This is a genomic window from Bradyrhizobium sp. P5_C11_2 (assembly GCF_054049755.1).
The window spans coordinates 14,817-29,618 of record NZ_JBFULT010000027.1 but is presented as its reverse complement, the minus strand read 5'-3'; the positions used below and the strand labels follow the sequence as shown (position 1 = coordinate 29,618).

Annotated in this window: 19 protein-coding genes; 13 read left to right on the top strand and 6 right to left on the bottom strand. The window is 64.7% G+C overall.

The annotated features are described in order from the left end of the window. Nucleotides 1-1,057, top strand: a 1,057-nt coding sequence (locus ACXJL8_RS05145) for a GNAT family N-acetyltransferase (protein WP_456684700.1), incomplete at its 5' end; no start/stop codon positions are given. Nucleotides 1,058-1,061: 4 nt separating this feature from the next. Here ACXJL8_RS05145 and ACXJL8_RS05140 read toward each other — a convergent pair. Together ACXJL8_RS05140 and ACXJL8_RS05135 are read right to left on the bottom strand one after the other, a co-directional pair. Next, on the bottom strand, nucleotides 1,062-1,727 hold the full coding sequence (locus ACXJL8_RS05140; protein WP_456621340.1) for a DsbA family oxidoreductase: 666 nt from the start codon (nucleotides 1,725-1,727) through the stop codon (nucleotides 1,062-1,064). 83 nt (nucleotides 1,728-1,810) lie between these two features. Continuing rightward, the gene (locus ACXJL8_RS05135) at nucleotides 1,811-2,632 is read right to left on the bottom strand and encodes a helix-turn-helix domain-containing protein (RefSeq protein ID WP_456621251.1); all 822 of its coding nucleotides are present in this window, start codon (nucleotides 2,630-2,632) and stop codon (nucleotides 1,811-1,813) included. Nucleotides 2,633-2,732: 100 nt separating this feature from the next. Between ACXJL8_RS05135 and ACXJL8_RS05130 the strand changes: the two genes are divergently transcribed. Continuing rightward, nucleotides 2,733-2,969 carry a hypothetical protein gene (locus tag ACXJL8_RS05130; protein WP_456621250.1) on the top strand — a complete coding sequence of 79 codons (237 nt, stop codon included), beginning with the start codon at nucleotides 2,733-2,735 and terminating at the stop codon, nucleotides 2,967-2,969. 32 nt (nucleotides 2,970-3,001) lie between these two features. Further along, nucleotides 3,002-3,400: a hypothetical protein gene (locus ACXJL8_RS05125; RefSeq protein ID WP_456621249.1), complete on the top strand. Its 399-nt coding sequence runs from the start codon at nucleotides 3,002-3,004 to the stop codon at nucleotides 3,398-3,400. Nucleotides 3,401-3,600: 200 nt separating this feature from the next. On the opposite strand, the gene ACXJL8_RS05120 is transcribed toward ACXJL8_RS05125, so the two are convergent. Together ACXJL8_RS05120 and ACXJL8_RS05115 are read right to left on the bottom strand one after the other, a co-directional pair. Continuing rightward, a complete protein-coding gene (locus tag ACXJL8_RS05120) occupies nucleotides 3,601-4,167 on the bottom strand; it encodes an SET domain-containing protein (protein ID WP_456621248.1) in 567 nt (188 codons plus the stop codon). 280 nt (nucleotides 4,168-4,447) lie between these two features. Next, nucleotides 4,448-5,173: a TetR/AcrR family transcriptional regulator gene (locus ACXJL8_RS05115; protein WP_456621247.1), complete on the bottom strand. Its 726-nt coding sequence runs from the start codon at nucleotides 5,171-5,173 to the stop codon at nucleotides 4,448-4,450. A 104-nt stretch (nucleotides 5,174-5,277) separates the two neighbouring features. On the opposite strand from ACXJL8_RS05115, the gene ACXJL8_RS05110 reads away from it, so the two are divergent. From ACXJL8_RS05110 to ACXJL8_RS05085, 6 genes are all read left to right on the top strand, one after another. Continuing rightward, nucleotides 5,278-6,675, top strand: coding sequence for a carotenoid oxygenase family protein (locus ACXJL8_RS05110; protein ID WP_456621246.1), 1,398 nt, complete (start codon nucleotides 5,278-5,280; stop codon nucleotides 6,673-6,675). Between the two features lie 126 nt (nucleotides 6,676-6,801). Continuing rightward, nucleotides 6,802-7,056, top strand: a complete 255-nt coding sequence (locus ACXJL8_RS05105; protein ID WP_456621245.1) for a hypothetical protein — start codon at nucleotides 6,802-6,804, stop codon at nucleotides 7,054-7,056. A 76-nt stretch (nucleotides 7,057-7,132) separates the two neighbouring features. After that, complete coding sequence (locus tag ACXJL8_RS05100) at nucleotides 7,133-7,708, top strand: hypothetical protein (RefSeq protein WP_456621244.1); 576 nt, start codon at nucleotides 7,133-7,135, stop codon at nucleotides 7,706-7,708. Nucleotides 7,709-7,722: 14 nt separating this feature from the next. Then, nucleotides 7,723-8,277 carry an inner membrane-spanning protein YciB gene (locus ACXJL8_RS05095; RefSeq protein WP_456621243.1) on the top strand — a complete coding sequence of 185 codons (555 nt, stop codon included), beginning with the start codon at nucleotides 7,723-7,725 and terminating at the stop codon, nucleotides 8,275-8,277. Nucleotides 8,278-8,445: 168 nt separating this feature from the next. Continuing rightward, nucleotides 8,446-8,742, top strand: coding sequence for a hypothetical protein (locus ACXJL8_RS05090; protein WP_456621242.1), 297 nt, complete (start codon nucleotides 8,446-8,448; stop codon nucleotides 8,740-8,742). A 19-nt stretch (nucleotides 8,743-8,761) separates the two neighbouring features. Next, on the top strand, nucleotides 8,762-9,685 hold the full coding sequence (locus tag ACXJL8_RS05085; protein ID WP_456621241.1) for an SH3 domain-containing protein: 924 nt from the start codon (nucleotides 8,762-8,764) through the stop codon (nucleotides 9,683-9,685). A gap of 109 nt (nucleotides 9,686-9,794) precedes the next feature. Here the strand turns inward: ACXJL8_RS05085 and ACXJL8_RS05080 are convergent, their stop codons facing one another. Next, nucleotides 9,795-11,450: a fumarate hydratase gene (locus ACXJL8_RS05080; protein WP_456684699.1), complete on the bottom strand. Its 1,656-nt coding sequence runs from the start codon at nucleotides 11,448-11,450 to the stop codon at nucleotides 9,795-9,797. A gap of 233 nt (nucleotides 11,451-11,683) precedes the next feature. Between ACXJL8_RS05080 and ACXJL8_RS05075 the strand changes: the two genes are divergently transcribed. The 4 genes from ACXJL8_RS05075 to ACXJL8_RS05060 all read left to right on the top strand — a co-directional run bounded on the left by ACXJL8_RS05075 (nucleotide 11,684) and on the right by ACXJL8_RS05060 (nucleotide 14,081). Further along, a complete protein-coding gene (locus ACXJL8_RS05075) occupies nucleotides 11,684-12,313 on the top strand; it encodes a hypothetical protein (RefSeq protein ID WP_456621239.1) in 630 nt (209 codons plus the stop codon). Nucleotides 12,314-12,403: 90 nt separating this feature from the next. Then, the gene (locus ACXJL8_RS05070; RefSeq protein WP_456621238.1) at nucleotides 12,404-12,883 is read left to right on the top strand and encodes a hypothetical protein; all 480 of its coding nucleotides are present in this window, start codon (nucleotides 12,404-12,406) and stop codon (nucleotides 12,881-12,883) included. Between the two features lie 233 nt (nucleotides 12,884-13,116). Further along, on the top strand, nucleotides 13,117-13,290 hold the full coding sequence (locus ACXJL8_RS05065) for a hypothetical protein (RefSeq protein WP_456621237.1): 174 nt from the start codon (nucleotides 13,117-13,119) through the stop codon (nucleotides 13,288-13,290). Nucleotides 13,291-13,406: 116 nt separating this feature from the next. Next, entirely contained in the window at nucleotides 13,407-14,081 is a 675-nt protein-coding gene (locus ACXJL8_RS05060; RefSeq protein ID WP_456684698.1) for a methyltransferase family protein, read from the top strand. A 10-nt stretch (nucleotides 14,082-14,091) separates the two neighbouring features. On the opposite strand, the gene ACXJL8_RS05055 is transcribed toward ACXJL8_RS05060, so the two are convergent. Then, the gene (locus tag ACXJL8_RS05055) at nucleotides 14,092-14,799 is read right to left on the bottom strand and encodes a glutathione S-transferase (protein WP_456684697.1); all 708 of its coding nucleotides are present in this window, start codon (nucleotides 14,797-14,799) and stop codon (nucleotides 14,092-14,094) included. Between the last annotated feature and the right edge of the window lie 3 nt (nucleotides 14,800-14,802).

Here is a 14,802-nt window from a genome sequence, read left to right as displayed (position 1 = left end):
GGCGCAGCGCGCGATCGAGCCGAACGGATATTACCTGCCGGGCTGGGAGCTCGCCGTCAGCGCAACCGCGCGCGGCCGCACCTCGGCCTCGGCGCTCTCCGCATRCGACGGATCTTCGACGCGGCTGATCGGGCTGATGCCGGTGATTCCGCTCTGGCGGGCCTGGAAGATCCCCCTGCCCGCGCTGGTGAGCGCGCATCCCTATGGCACGCTGTGCAGCCCGCTGATCGACCGCGATGCGCCGATCGAMGCGGCCACGCGCCTGCTGCAGCAGGCGCGCGAAGCCGGCGCGCATGCGCTGGTGCTGACCGACGTCGCGCTCGATGGCGCGGCGATGAATTCATTCAAACAGGTTCTGAGCCGCGACGGCCTGAAGCCTCGCGTGCTGTCCTCCTACATCCGCGCCGGCCTCGACGCGAGGCAGGACGGCGAGACGCTGCTGCGCGAGGCGCTCGGCGCCAAGAAGCTCAAGGAGCTGCGCCGCCAGCGCCACCGCCTCGAAGAGCATGGGCCAGTCAGCTTCGACGTCGCCCGCAAGCCCGATGAGATCGGGCCCGCGCTCGAAACATTCCTGCAGCTCGAGGCCAGCGGCTGGAAGGGCAAGCGCGGCACCGCGCTGATCCAGCATGCCGGCGATGCGACCTTCATCCGCCGCGCAGTGCCCGCGCTCGCAGAAACCGCGCAATGCGAGATCATCACCTTGCGCGCCGGCAAGATTCCGGTGGCGGCCGGCATCGTGCTGCGCCACCAGGACCGTGCCTTTTTCTTCAAGCTCGGCATCGACGAAGGCTTTGCAAAATATTCGCCGGGCGTGCAGCTCACGCTCGAGCTCACCCGTCACCTCTGCGCCGATCCAGCTATTGCGAGCGCGGATTCGACAGCAAGCGCCGACCACCCCATGATCAACCCGATCTGGCGCGGGCGCTTTGCGATCGGTGACGTGCTGATCCCGCTGCGGCGGAATGATCCGGTGGTTGCGCTCATTCACGCAGCGCTGACCGGCCTCAACGCCGCGCACGAGGCCGCGCGACGCGTCGTCCATCTGCTTCGAAAATAAGAGACTACTCCGCCGCCTGCGCGTTGATCTCCGCCGACACCTCGCGGATGGCACGCGCGAGCATATTGGGATCCTGCGCGCCGGAGACGGCGTATTTCTGCGCGAAGACGTAGGTCGGCACGCCGGAGATGCCCTTCTCGGCGGCCTCCTGCGCATCGGCCGAGACGCGCGCAACGTCCTCATCGGTGGCAAGGCGGCGGCGCACGTCGGTCGCGTCGAGCCCGACATCGGCGGCTGCCTGCACCAGCACGTTCACATCGGTGAGATCGCCGCCGTCGCGGAAATAGAGCTCCATCAAACGCTGCTTCATCTCGGGCGCCTTGCCGACCGCCTCGGCCCAGAGGATCAGGCGGTGGCAGTCGGTCGTATTGGGCTGACGTGCGACCAGCTCCGGCTTGTAGACGAGGCCCTCCTCGCTCGCGGCCGCGACGACGCGGCCGGCAATGCCCTTATAGGCCTCGACCGAGCCGAACTTCTTGGTGAGATAATCCTCGCGGCTGATGCCCTCGCGCGGCACCCAGGGATTGAGGAAGAAGGGGCGGAATTGCAGCTTGACGGGCACGTCGGGAACGAGCGCGAGCGCGCTCTCGATCCGGTGCTTGCCGATATAGCACCAGGGGCACACCACGTCGGAGACGACGTCGATCTGGAGCGGTTTCAGCGTGCTCAGGTCAGACGAGCTCATTGGCGCCTCCTTCGGGCATTTAAAGGGTTTGCACCAAGATAAGCCGAACCGGCTCCGAGGCAAGGGCGCTAGGTCATAGCTGCCGCGATCTGCTTCAGCCGCTCGGCGGTGCGCTCGTCGGCCGGAAAGAAGGTCTCCAGCGCCAGCTCCGACAGGGTGATGTCGACCGGCGTGCCGAACACCATGGTGGTGGAGAAGAAACTTAGTATCTCGCCGTTGTGGCGCAGCTTGAAGGGGATCGCGACATTGTCGCTCGACAGCGGGGCCGAGCGTGCCGGGATCGGGTAGCTCTTGAGGTCGTTGTAGAGCTTGATCAGCTCCGGATCGGCCGTCGCCTCGCATTGCCGGTGCAGCCGCTCCAGCAGATGCCCGCACCATTCCGCGAGATTGACCGTGCGCGGTGCCAGCGCCTCGGGATGAAAGGCGAGCCGCAGCACGTTGAAGGGCTGGCCGAGCAGCCGTGGCGGAATACCCTCGAGCAGCGGCGCCACCATGCGGTTGGCGGACACCAGATTCCAGTGCCGGTCCACCGCGAGCGCCGGATTGGGCTCGTGCGCCTTGAGGACGAGGTCGATCGCCCGACGGGCCGATTTCAAGGCGGGATCCTCCAGCGGACGCTGCGGGAAAGCCGGCGCATAGCCGGCGGCAACCAGCAGCACGTTGCGTTCGCGCAAGGGCACGTCGAGACGCTCGGCAAGCTTCAGCACCATGTCGCGCGAGGGCGCGGCGCGGCCGGTCTCGACAAAGCTCAGATGGCGGGAGGAGATTTCGGCCTCGCCTGCGAGATCGAGCTGACTCATGCGGCGGCGCTGCCGCCATTCGCGCAAATGGTCGCCGATATGGACGGGCTGGCTGCGCTCGGTGGGTGCGGTGGCTGCATGTGCGTTCATGGTCGAAAACCTAGCATGCGGATTTCAACCCATCCATTACCCCCGAGGTAATCGAATTGGGTCCCGGGCCGGCGCATCGTCCTTCGCACAGGAGATGACCATGATCGCGCTGCTGCTCTACCGCACCCTCGCCGATAGCCTCTTGCCCTGGACCATGACCTTCGCGACCCGGATGCTGGCGCGCAGCCTCAATATGCCGGAACCGCTGGTGCATTCGACCGGCGACTACGTCGTCGCGCAAGTGCTGGCGTTCGAGCACGGCGTCGGCAAGAGCCTCTGCCCGTTCCGTCTCGCCCGCCTGCTCCGCGCCTTCTGGCGCGGACTGCGCATGCGTTGATTTTCACCCCCGACCAACCCAGGAGAACCACGATGATCTACGCATCCACCTTCCTGCGCCGCGCCCTGCTTGCCGACGCTGTCTTCAGCGGCGTCGCAGCGCTCGGCTTCAGCGTCGGCGCCGGCGCGTTCGCCTCCCGCTTCAACCTGCCTGAAGGACTGCTGCGCGAAACCGGCCTGTTCCTGCTCGCCTACACCGTGCTGGTCGGCTTTCTTGCCTCACGCGCTTCAGTGCCGAAGGCGCTGGTCCTGCTGGTCGTGATCGGCAATGCCGCCTGGACGGTTGCAAGCGTCGCGCTGCTACTGTCGGGCGCGGTGGCGCCAAGCCTGCCGGGCGAGCTCATGGTCGTTGCGCAGGCGATCGCCACCGGCGTGTTCGCCGAGCTGCAATATTTGGGATTGCGGAAGAGCGGGACCGTGGTGGCCGCGTGAGGCTTGTTTGGTTGCTCACCACGCGCAGTCGTCGCCCGGCTCGACCGGGCGCCCCAGTATTCCAAAGGCGGTCGTCGTATGCGGAGAGGCCGCGGCGTACTGGATGCCCAGCCTGCCGCCTACGCTAAAGCTTCGGCGCCCGGGATATCAACCCCGGCGAAGCCTTGGCGTAGCCGGGTCGCGGGGCATGACAGCGGGGGCTAGGCCCGCCCGCGGCCGACCTTGCCGTTGAAGTGCTTGCCGTTCAGCTTCTTCTTTTTCGCGGCGGTGCCTTTCGCGCCGGTCTTCTTGGCCTTGCGCTCCGCGCGCGCCTTCACCTCGGCGCGCTCGGCCCGGGCTTCTGCGCGCAGCTTCTTGCGCTTCTTCTCGCAGGATTCGCACTTGCAGCCGATCGGCTTCAAATAGGCTTTGAAATAGTCGGTGCCGTAGTCGTAGTTGATCTCGTCGCCCGGCTCGATGTTCTTGATGGCGCGGATGAACACCTTGCGCTCGCGCGGGCGGACGTCGGATTCCGCGTTCGGCCGGCAGGAATGGTTGATGTAGCGGGCGAGGTTCTTGCGCACCGAGCCGTCGATGGTCCAGCGGCCGTTGAGCTCGAACAGATATTTGTTCTCGATGTCGTCCTGCTCGGGGATGCGCGAATCCAGGATCGGCCCGAAATAGCGGACGATCCGGGTCCCCTTCTTGATCGGTTTGGTGGCGAAGAGGCCGAGCCCGGTCTTGGAGCGGCCGACGCGATAAGGTTTGTTCGACGAGATGGCTGACATGATCAAGAGAAACGAGGACGCGAACGAGGCTGGAACAGCCCAAGCGAAGCCGCTCTTCTAGAACGATTCCGCGCCGCTGTCAGGTCTTCGCTGCGCCTGTTTGAACCTTGCCCACAATCAAGACGTCTGATGGCGCGAGTTCCCGCTACATCATGGCCTCAGGATGACTTGCATCACGCCCGCATGCCTGGCCGTGTTGCTGATATGCGCCGGCCTCGACTGCGCCACCGCCCAATCCGTGGGCAGCAGCTAGGCCTCGCCTGGCGTCGGTGCCGATCGGTCAGGCCTCCGGCAGCTTCCGGGTCATGGGCGACATCAGCATCGTCTCAAACAGCCGCTCGGTCGTCGTCCCCTTGGGCAGCCGCTGCAAAATATCCGTCAGCCGTCCGTCGAGCAGCAACGTGGTGAAGCCATGCACCATCGACCAGGCGCGCGCAATCGCCGCGCCCTGATCGAGCGTTAGCGCGTCTCCGCTGATCTGCTCCTGCCGCATCGCGCCGATCGCATTGGCGAGCCCGGCGAAGGAGGCCTCGGCGGCCTCGTGCAGCGCGGGCCTGGAATAGTCGAGCCGCTCGGTGCGGAACATCAGCCCGTACATGCCGGGATGGACCTGCGCGTAGGCAACGTAGGCTTTCGGCCGCGCCAGCACGCGCTCGAGCGGCGTGGTGGCGGCATCACAGGCCGAGACCATCGCCGCGTTGAACTGGCGGAAGCCGATGGCCGCGAGCTCGCTGACGAGGCCGGTCAGATCGCCGAAATGATGCGTCGGCGCGGCATGCGACACCCCCGCCTCGCGCGCCACCGCACGCAATGTCAGACCGGCGAGGCCCTCGCGCTCCAGCACCCGTTCTGCAGCCTGGAGCAGCGCCTCGCGCAGGGCGCCGTGGTGATACGGCGTCTCGGTCTTCGCGCTCGCCCGCGGCGCGGGGCGAAGCCGCCCACGGGAAGCGGATGATGTCACGCGGGTGCGGCGCGCCGTTTCGGTCTTCGTTTCGGATTTAGCCATGGACAAGCTATATGACGCAATATTGACACTGTAAAGATTTCGCTTGACGAATACGGCCATCGGCGCTACCTGATCTTTACGATGTAAAGATAGGGAGATACGCCGTGCAGCAGGACGCCATCTCTGAGCGCCGCAACAATCTCGCGCCGATCCCGTTCGAGGCCGACGCGCCCTTCCTCAAGATCATCGGCGAATTGCCGCGCGAGCTGAACGGCACGCTCTATCGCAACGGCCCCAATCCGCAGTTCGACTCGCCCGGCGCGCACTGGTTCGTCGGCGACGGCATGCTGCACGCCTTTCACCTCGAGAATGGCCGCGCCAGCTACCGCAACCGCTGGGTCCGCACCCCGAAATGGCTGGCCGAGCACGATTCCGGCCGCGCACTGTTCGGCGGCTTCGGCCGCAAGCTGCCGGACGCCCCGGCGAACCTCACCGATGGCGGCGTCGCCAACACCAACATCATCTTCCATGCCGGCAAGCTGCTGGCGCTGGAGGAGGCGCATCTGCCGACCGAGATCGAGCCGGGCACGCTCGCAACCCGCGGCTACCACAACTACCAGGGCCGCGTCGCCGGCAGTTTTACGGCGCATCCGAAAGTCGATCCCGTCACTGGCGAGATGCTGTTCTTCGGCTACAACGCCGCGGGGCCGCTGACCCCTGCCCTTTCCTTCGGATCGATCGATGCCTCCGGCAAGGCGACGCGCTTCGAACGGTTCGAGGCGCCCTATGCCAGCATGGTGCACGACTTCATCGTCACCGCGAACCATGTGCTGTTTCCGATCCTCCCCATCGCCGGCAGCATGGAGCGCGCGATGAGCGGACGGCCGCCCTATGCCTGGGAGCCGGACAAGGGCGCCTATGTCGGCGTGATGAAGCGCAAGGGAACGGCCAAGGACATCGTCTGGTTCCGCGCTGAAGCCTGCTACGTCTTTCACGTCATGAATGCGTGGGAGGACGGCAACCGCATCATCGCCGACGTCATGCAGTTCGAGGAAGCGCCGCTGTTTCCGCATCCCGACGGCCGACCGACCGATCCGGAGAAATCGCGCGCCCGCCACTGCCGCTGGACGTTCGATCTCGCGGGCAATACCGACCGCTTCCAGCAGACTTATCTGGACGATCTCACCGGTGAATTCCCCCGCATCGACGATCGCCGCGCCGGGCTGAAGAGCCATCACGGCTGGTACGCCTGCGCCAATCCGAGGCTGCCGATGTTCGGTGCACTCTCCGGCGTCGTCCATGTCGACGGCAGCGGCAGGCGGCTCGGCCATTATCTGCTTCCGGCCGGCGACACCATCTCCGAGCCGGTCTTCGTCGAACGGTCGAAGGATGCGTCCGAAGGCGACGGCTGGTTGCTCGCGGTGGTCTGGCGCGCGCGGGAAAACCGCAGCGACCTCGCCGTGTTCGACGCCACCGATGTCGAGGTCGGCCCTGTCGCGCTGGTGCAGCTCGGCCACCGCGTGCCGGACGGCTTTCACGGCAATTGGGTGGGGGCGGCGTAGCCTCCTCTCGTCATTCCGGGGCGCGACGAAGGCGCGAGCTACGATGCGCAATTGCGCATCGTAGCTCGACGCTTCGCGTCGCCCCGGAATGACAAGCGTAGATGTGTCACACCAGAGAGGCCTCCCATGCACATGCCCTCAATCACCGCCAACGCCCTTGCCGTCCTCGCCCTGATTTGCGCCGCGCTCGCATTCCAGATGATCCGGCGGCGGCGGAGCAGCCAGGCCACCTTCAGCTGCGGCGTCTTGCTACCCGTCGGCCTCTTGATCGCCTGCGCGCTGCCGCTGCTGCCCTGGGCGGAATTCGTCGATGAGATTTCCGAGCAAGCCATTGCAGCAATTCATCTTTTAGAAGTCACCTACGTTATTTTGACACTGTAAAGATTTCGCTTGACCCGGCCCACGGCTTGAAGTACGTATCTTTACACTGTAAAGATTTGCCTGACCGAGGCGGCCCATGACGATTTTCCTGATCCTTGCCCCCTACGGCGCCTACACCTTCCTGATGCTCGTGACCTCGGCCACGATCAGCGTGTTCGCAGCCTCCGCGATCTGCCTCGCCACCATCGCGATCGACGTCGCACGCGGCCGCTCGGTGAAGATCCTGACCGCCGGCTCGGCGATCGTTTTCGCCGCAATCGGCCTCTACCTCGCACTGCTCGATCCGAGGCTCAGCACGCTCGGCGTCAAGCTGTCGGTCGATATCGGCATCTTCATCCTGTCGCTCGGCTCGATGCTGGTCCGGCGGCCCTTCACGCTGCAATATGCACTTGAATCCGTGCCGGCCGAGACCGCGGCGATGCCCGGCTTCCTCACTGCGAACTACATCATCACCGGCGCCTGGACCGCGGCCGCGCTGCTGATGACGGCGGCGAATGTCGTGCTGCTCTATGTCCCGGGCTTGCCGCTCTGGTCGAGCCTCGCGGTCGCCTTCGCCGCCCGCAACAGCGCGATCTATTTCACAAAGTGGTATCCCGAATATCGCCGGATCAAATATGCTGCGCCGGCCGCCGCCCTGCCCCACTCTCATTGACGACAGGACAGACGATGAAAGACGTATTCCGCCGGCTCGCCTCCGACTTCCTCTCCACCATCGTCTTCCTGGTGATCTATCTGGCGACCGACAACGTCATCCTCGCAACGGTCGTCGCCATCCTCGGCGCCATCGGCCAGGTGGTGTGGTCGCGGATCAAGGGCCAGACGCTCGGCTACATGACCTGGGCGAGCCTCGGCCTCGTCATCGTGCTCGGCGGTGCGACGCTCCTCACCCACGACCCGCGCTTCGTGCTGGCAAAGCCGGCGATCGGACATGTCGCGATCGGCTGCATCATGCTCAAGCGCGGCTGGATGTTGCGATATCTGCCCCCGATCGTGACCGAGACCATTCCTGAATACGTCACCCTCGCCGGCTACGCCTGGGCCGCGCTGATGTTCGTGCTCGCCGCAGGGACCGTCGCCGTCGCCATGACGGGGGACATGAAGCTGTGGGCCTTCTATATTTCGGTGGTTCTGATCGGCGCGAAGATCGCGGCGTTCGCGATCCAGTACGTTGCCTTCCGCCTCCTCGTCGGTAGCCGCATACGTGCTGCCGCGCGCGCCTGAACTCCCGACGCCTTGTCCACACGCGAACCGCTTTCCCCTTCGCGCGAAAACGCCAATTTTTGCCGCGGCAAAGAGAGCGTTAGTCACGCCACGCGAGTTGGGCTATAGGCGTCCCTGGCCGGCCTTGCGGATTGGCGCAGGCCGCCGGGAAAAAATTGGGAGACGGAAATGGCCGTGGACGGCAACTGGAATCTGACCATGACGACCCCGATGGGCGAGCGCCAGGCGACGCTGACCCTGTTGAGCTCCGGCGGTACGCTGACGGGCACGCAGGGCGCCGATGGCAATTCCACCGAGATCTTCGACGGCACCATCAGCGGCGACGCCGTCAACTGGAAGGTCTCGATCACCAATCCGATGCCGTTGACGCTCGAGTTCATCGGAACGGTCTCCGGCGACAGCATGAGCGGCGAGATGGGCATCGGCCCGATGGGCAGCTTTCCGTTCACGGGCACCAAGGCCTGAACGGCTGTTCGAACAGATCATGCGCGCTCTCCGACTCATCGCGGCGACGATCCTGTGTGTCGCGACGCCGGCGACAGGGCGTGCGGACGACACCGAACCGGCGTGGCGCGCAAGCGCGCTCGCCCTGATGCCGGCAGGCTACGTGGCGGGCGCGGCATATCGGACCGACGGTTCGACCGGCTACCTCGCCGTCTATCCGGCGACGTCGAACGATCCGAAGACGCCCACAAGCGTGTTCGCCGCACGGCAGGCTCTCGTGGTCACGCTGACGCCGGATACGACACGCGCGGTATCAGCGGAGTTGAAGCCGCGCACCGAGCCCGATCCGGACAACGACGACACCGATTTCGCCAAGCTGCACGCCGACCTTGCCGGCAAGCGCGCAACGCTGCCTGAGGGCACCGAACCTTGCGATCTCGGCGCTTGGTCCATCGACAAGGATCCGAACGGACTCAACGTGCGCGCCAAGCCATCGGCAAAGGCGCGCGTGCTTGGCACGCTGCCGCCGCCCTACCGGCTGAAGTTGGGCGGCAGCGAGAACACGCCCGACGGCGGCTGGCTCACCGAATTCCGCATCATCGGTTTCAGGGACGGCTGGTTCCTGATCGAAGGTGCCAAACCGCCGGGCAAGGACTACGAGGACGAGAAGAGATATCCGCGCAATGCGCCGAAGCCCTATGCCGGGCGCGGCTGGGTCGCGTCCAACAAGATCGGCGCGACCTATGCCAATGGCGGCACGCGCATGGGCGGGCTGTTTCAGGCGCCCTTCGTGGATGCCAAATGGATGCCGGCGCAACGCGAGCTCGGCGGCGCGATCGACACCGATGGCGGCCCGAAGCGCATCTTTGCCTGTAGTGGCCTCTGGGGCCTCGTCGAGAGCCAGGACGGCGTGCGCGGCTGGTGGCGCGCGCTGTGCTCCAACCAGGTCACGAATTGCAGTTAGGCGGGTTGAGGCTTCGCCGATACCTCACTTCGTCATACGCGGGCTTGACCCGCGTATCCATCTTCCTTGAAGAGCGATGGATGGCCGGGTCAAGCCCGGCCATGACATCTCAGCCCAAATTCAATTCCTTGAAGAAGTCGTTGCCCTTGTCGTCGATGATGATGAACGCGGGGAAGTCGACGACTTCGATGCGCCAGATCGCTTCCATGCCGAGCTCGGGATATTCGAGCACCTCGACCTTCTTGATGCAGTGCTCGGCGAGGTTTGCCGCCGCACCGCCGATCGAGCCGAGATRGAAGCCGCCATACTTCTTGCAGGCCTCGCGCACGGCCGGCGCGCGGTTGCCTTTGGCCACCATCACCATCGAGCCGCCGGCGGCCTGGAACTGGTCGACGAAGGAATCCATGCGGCCCGCGGTGGTCGGACCGAACGCGCCGGAGGCGTAGMCCTCGGGCGTCTTGGCGGGGCCGGCGTAATAGACCGGATGGTTCTTGAAATAGTCGGGCAGCGGCTCGCCCTTCTCCAGCCGCTCGCGCAKCTTGGCATGCGCGGAATCGCGCGCGACGATCATGGTGCCGGTCATCGAGACCCGCGTCTTGATCGGATTTTTCGAGAAGGTCGCCAGAATGTCCTTCATCGGCTGGTTGAGGTCGATCTTGACGACCTCGCCGCCGAGCGACTGCTCGACCTGCGGCAGATACTGCGCCGGGTTGTGCTCGAGCTCCTCGAGATAGACGCCGTCCTTGGTGATCTTGCCGAGCACCTGGCGATCGGCCGAGCAGGACACGCCGAGCCCGATCGGCAGCGAGGCGCCGTGGCGCGGCATGCGGATCACGCGCACGTCGTGGCAGAAATATTTTCCGCCGAACTGCGCGCCGACGCCGAGTGACTGCGTCATCTTGTGGATTTCCTGCTCCATCTCGACGTCGCGGAAGGCGTTGCCGTCGGGCGAGCCGTGGGTCGGCAGCGCGTCGAGATAGCGCGCCGAGGCCAGCTTCACCGTCTTCATGCAGAGCTCGGCCGAGGTGCCGCCGATCACGATGGCGAGGTGATAGGGCGGGCACGCCGCGGTGCCCAGCGTGAGGATTTTTTCCTTCAGGAAAGCCAGCAGCCGGTCCCTGGTCAGCACCGAGGGCGTGGCCTGAAACAGAAAGCTCTTGTTGGCGGAGCCGCCGCCCTTCGCCATGAACATGAACTTGTAGGCGTCATCGCCCTCGGCGTAGATCTCGCACTGCGCCGGCATGTTATTGGCGGTGTTCTTCTCCTCGTACATCGACAAGGGTGCGACCTGCGAGTAGCGCAGATTGCGGCGCAGATACGCATCGCGCGCGCCTTCCGACAGCGCCGCCTCGTCGTCACCGTCGGTGATGACGTTGCAGCCCTTCTTGCCCATGATGATCGCGGTGCCGGTGTCCTGGCACATCGGCAGCACGCCGCCGGCGGCGATGTTGGCGTTCTTCAAAAAGTCCAGCGCGACGAACTTGTCGTTCGGGCTGGCCTCGCCATCCTCCAGGATCGCGCGCAACTGCTTCAGGTGCCCCGGCCGCAGGTAATGGTTGATGTCGCCAAAGGCCGCCTCCGACAGCGCCCGCAGCGCCTCGCGCGATACCACCAGCATGTCTTTCCCCAAAACCTTCTCGACCCGGACGCCCTCGGCCGTGATCTTCTTGTAGGGCGTCTCGTCCTTGCCGAGCGGGAACAGCGGGGTGTGCTTGTAGGGCGGAACGGGCTTGGACGGGTCGGGAAAGGCGGTGGGAGCGTTCATGGTCTGGTCTCGGATTGGGGTCGCAGGGCGCGCGCCAAAGGCGCCGAAGATAGAACTCTTCTAAGCCCTTTTCCCACAAATGGAAGGTTCTCGCCTGCCCACAATTGGGGATGCGGCCCTGCCGCCTGGTGCGGTCTCCAAGTGTCCCGATGAAGCACCGGGAACGCTATCGCCACCTCTGATTTTGCGATTTTATGTCCGCAATCGACCTGGTGAAAAGGGGGGAATCCGAAATGTCAGAAATTACAACGCCGGCGGTGAAGTTTAGCGAAAAGATCACCGGCTCCGTCATCAAGGGTTGGCAGGTCGGGGGATATGCGCTTGCCTTGCTCGTTCTCGCGGCGGCGACCTTGGTGATGGCGTGTCTCTTGGCTCTTTCCGGACACGAGCAGCCCGCAATTGCGTTTCTCTTGCTGGGTTCGGCCGTCATCGTGTTTGTGGGGTACAACTTCTATGTGAAGGCCATTGTCCCGGCAAAGATGGCCACTGAACGTCTGGAACAGAACGGCGCCTTGGTGGACACCGTCCAAGAGCTGGCGATCCTCCTGACCGACATCATCTCCCAACTGAACGACTATGCCCTCTTGAACACGGAAGCGATCGTTTCAACGGTCGAAGGCGTGAAGGAACGAATCGCCAGGTTGCCAGGCGGCAGCCTGCTGGTTGGTTCAAGCTACTTTGCAAAGGGAGAGAACCTGGCAAAGGGCGTCCGCCAGGTCGCGGCAAGTTCGCGCGGCGTCGTCGCGGACGTTCGCGATTCCATCACCAAGGCCGACGTGTCGCGGATTGGCAGGCATCTGGAGGATTTGAAGCAGCTGAAGCAAACAATAGAAAAGGAGCTTCTCAGCGCCCAGGGCGCTTAAACAGCACAACCCTTCGCAATAGGCCTGATCGAAGGTCTTGCATGGCCTCGGCGTACAGGCTTTTATGCGCCCTCCAAGGGGCTTTTCATCATGATTTTGAAACCGAACGTCCGCGGCGCGCTCCTGCTTGCCGCCGCCATCACCGGCCTTGTCACCCTCGTCTCGCCTGCGCGCGCGGACCAGTGCGACGACATCGCAAAGCAGCTCGCGAGCGGCGTCGACAGACTGAAGGTCAACTTCAAGGCCGCCAATATCATCTACCTGACGCACCCGGCAGCGAAGGAGCTTTCGCTCGGCTGCCGCGCGCAGGGACAGAACTATTCCAACGAGCTCTATGCCAAGGGCGACCGCAAGCCGACGCCGCAGTTCTATGACCTGGTCGGGTCCGCGGCGGCGATCATCTTCACGGTGCCGAAGGACGACACCACGAAAGGCGCGACCCGCTGCCTGAAGCGCATGGGCCTGCTCCGCGGCGACAAGGTGTCGATGCGCTTCAAGCGCCTCAACATGGAGTGCTCGCGCACCAAGACGGAAGCGTCGATCGCGATCACGCGGCCGAAGGACGAGTAGGCGCTCATACGTCTCGCTATTGCCGCGGGCGCAGTGCACACGTGTCGCTGCGCAGCCGGCCACGTACTCCGTTATTGCGAGGAGAGGTCTCGCCGTCTCTCTGACATGGCACGACGAGGCACAGAAGAGCCCATCCCACCGCACCATATCCCTCGCATTTTACCGATTGCCTTGACGGAAGTTTCGCTCCTCGCAGGCCAGTGTGGATTGTTTCCATCTGTGAGGATTTGTGGATGAGTGTTTCCACCGTTGCACCGCCGCCGATCGCGATCGTGGTCCCGAGCTACGACACGACCAAGCAGCAGGACGACCAGGCCAAGACCAGGGACAGCGACCCGACCCACCAGCCGACGCCGCCCGCGCCGCTGCCGCCGGGCCAGGGCACGCGGATCGATCAGCTCGCCTGATCAAATCTCCCAAAGATGAAGCGCCCGATCCGGTCGATCGGGCCTTTCGCGCGTCCGGTCGCATCTTCGCCGGATAGCGGGCCCAATATCGTGCGCGGTTGATCCGGGACCTGCGCATGATCGCAAGACTGCTGTTGCAGAACACGATCGTTACCGTCGCGATGGGCGGACTGCTGTTCGCGTGCGCCGGGACGCTGCATTGGCCTTCCGCCTGGATATTCCTGATCACCTCCGCCCTGCTCGGCCCGCTCTGCGGCTGGTGGCTCTATCGGGTCGATCCGGCGCTGCTCGCCGAACGTCTGCGGCCAGTCCTGCAAAAGGACCAGCCGGCCGCCGACAAGGTGTTCATGGCCGTGTTCGTCGTGGCGATACTGGCCTGGCTGGCGCTGATGGGCCTCGACCGGCGCCATCTGGCCTCCGACATGCCGGTCGCGTTCCAGGCACTTGGCTTCGTGCTGTTTCTGCTCTCGACGCTGTTCACGATGTGGGTGTTCCGCGAGAACTCGTTCGCCGCACCGGTGGTGAAGCTGCAAGCCGAGCGCTCGCAGCACGTGATCTCGATCGGGCCGTACGCCCATGTGCGCCATCCCATGTACAGCGGCTTGATCCTGTTCTTCGCCGGCGTGCCGCTGCTGCTGGGCTCATGGTGGGGACTGGCGATGACGCCTGTCTTCCTCGTCCTGCTCGCGGTCCRCATCGACATCGAAGAGCGCGCGCTGAGGGAGGGCCTGCCGGGCTACATCGATTATGCGGCACGGGTGCGCTATCGCCTGCTGCCGGGCCTGTGGTGAGCGCGCATCACTACCCATCGAGTTCGCGGTAGCGGCGGAAGATGCCCTGCTCGTTGAAGGGAATGCGGCGCGGGCTGTCGAGATAGGCCTTGATGTTCGGCCGCGCGGCGACGCGGTCGTGCAGCCCGACGAGGCCCGGGATGTCTGCCTCGAAAGCCTTCATGCGCTTGGGAAAGGCATAGCGCAGACCGTCGACGATCTGGAACAGCGAGAGATCGACATAGGTCAGCCTGCGGCCGGTGATATGGGCTCCGCCATTGTCGGCGAGAAGCTGCTCGAAATAGCCGAGATATTTCGGCACGCGCGCGCTCCAGAAATCGGCCGTGCGCTTCTTCGCCGGCGGCTTCTRGTCTTCGTAATAGAGCGAGGGGCCGAGCGGATGATGGGTGTCGTGGATCTCGACCACGAGGTCGGTGATGGTGAGCTGAAGCTGATGCACCCAGAGTTTTCCGGCCTCCATCTTCGGCGCGAGCCCGTGGCGGGCGCCGAGATAGAGCAGGATGTTCGCGGTCTGGCCGATGACGAGCTTGCCGGCCTTGAGGAACGGCGGCGCAAAGGGCGGCGTACCGCCATGCGCATCCATCATCTTCATCATCGCACTGGTGCCGCGCGGTCCCCGTGCCACGTCGACATAGGCTGCCCCCGCTTCCTCCAGCGCCAGCCGCACATATTCGCCGCGGCCCTGGATCTCGGGCCAGTAGTAGAGCTCGTATTTCATGGA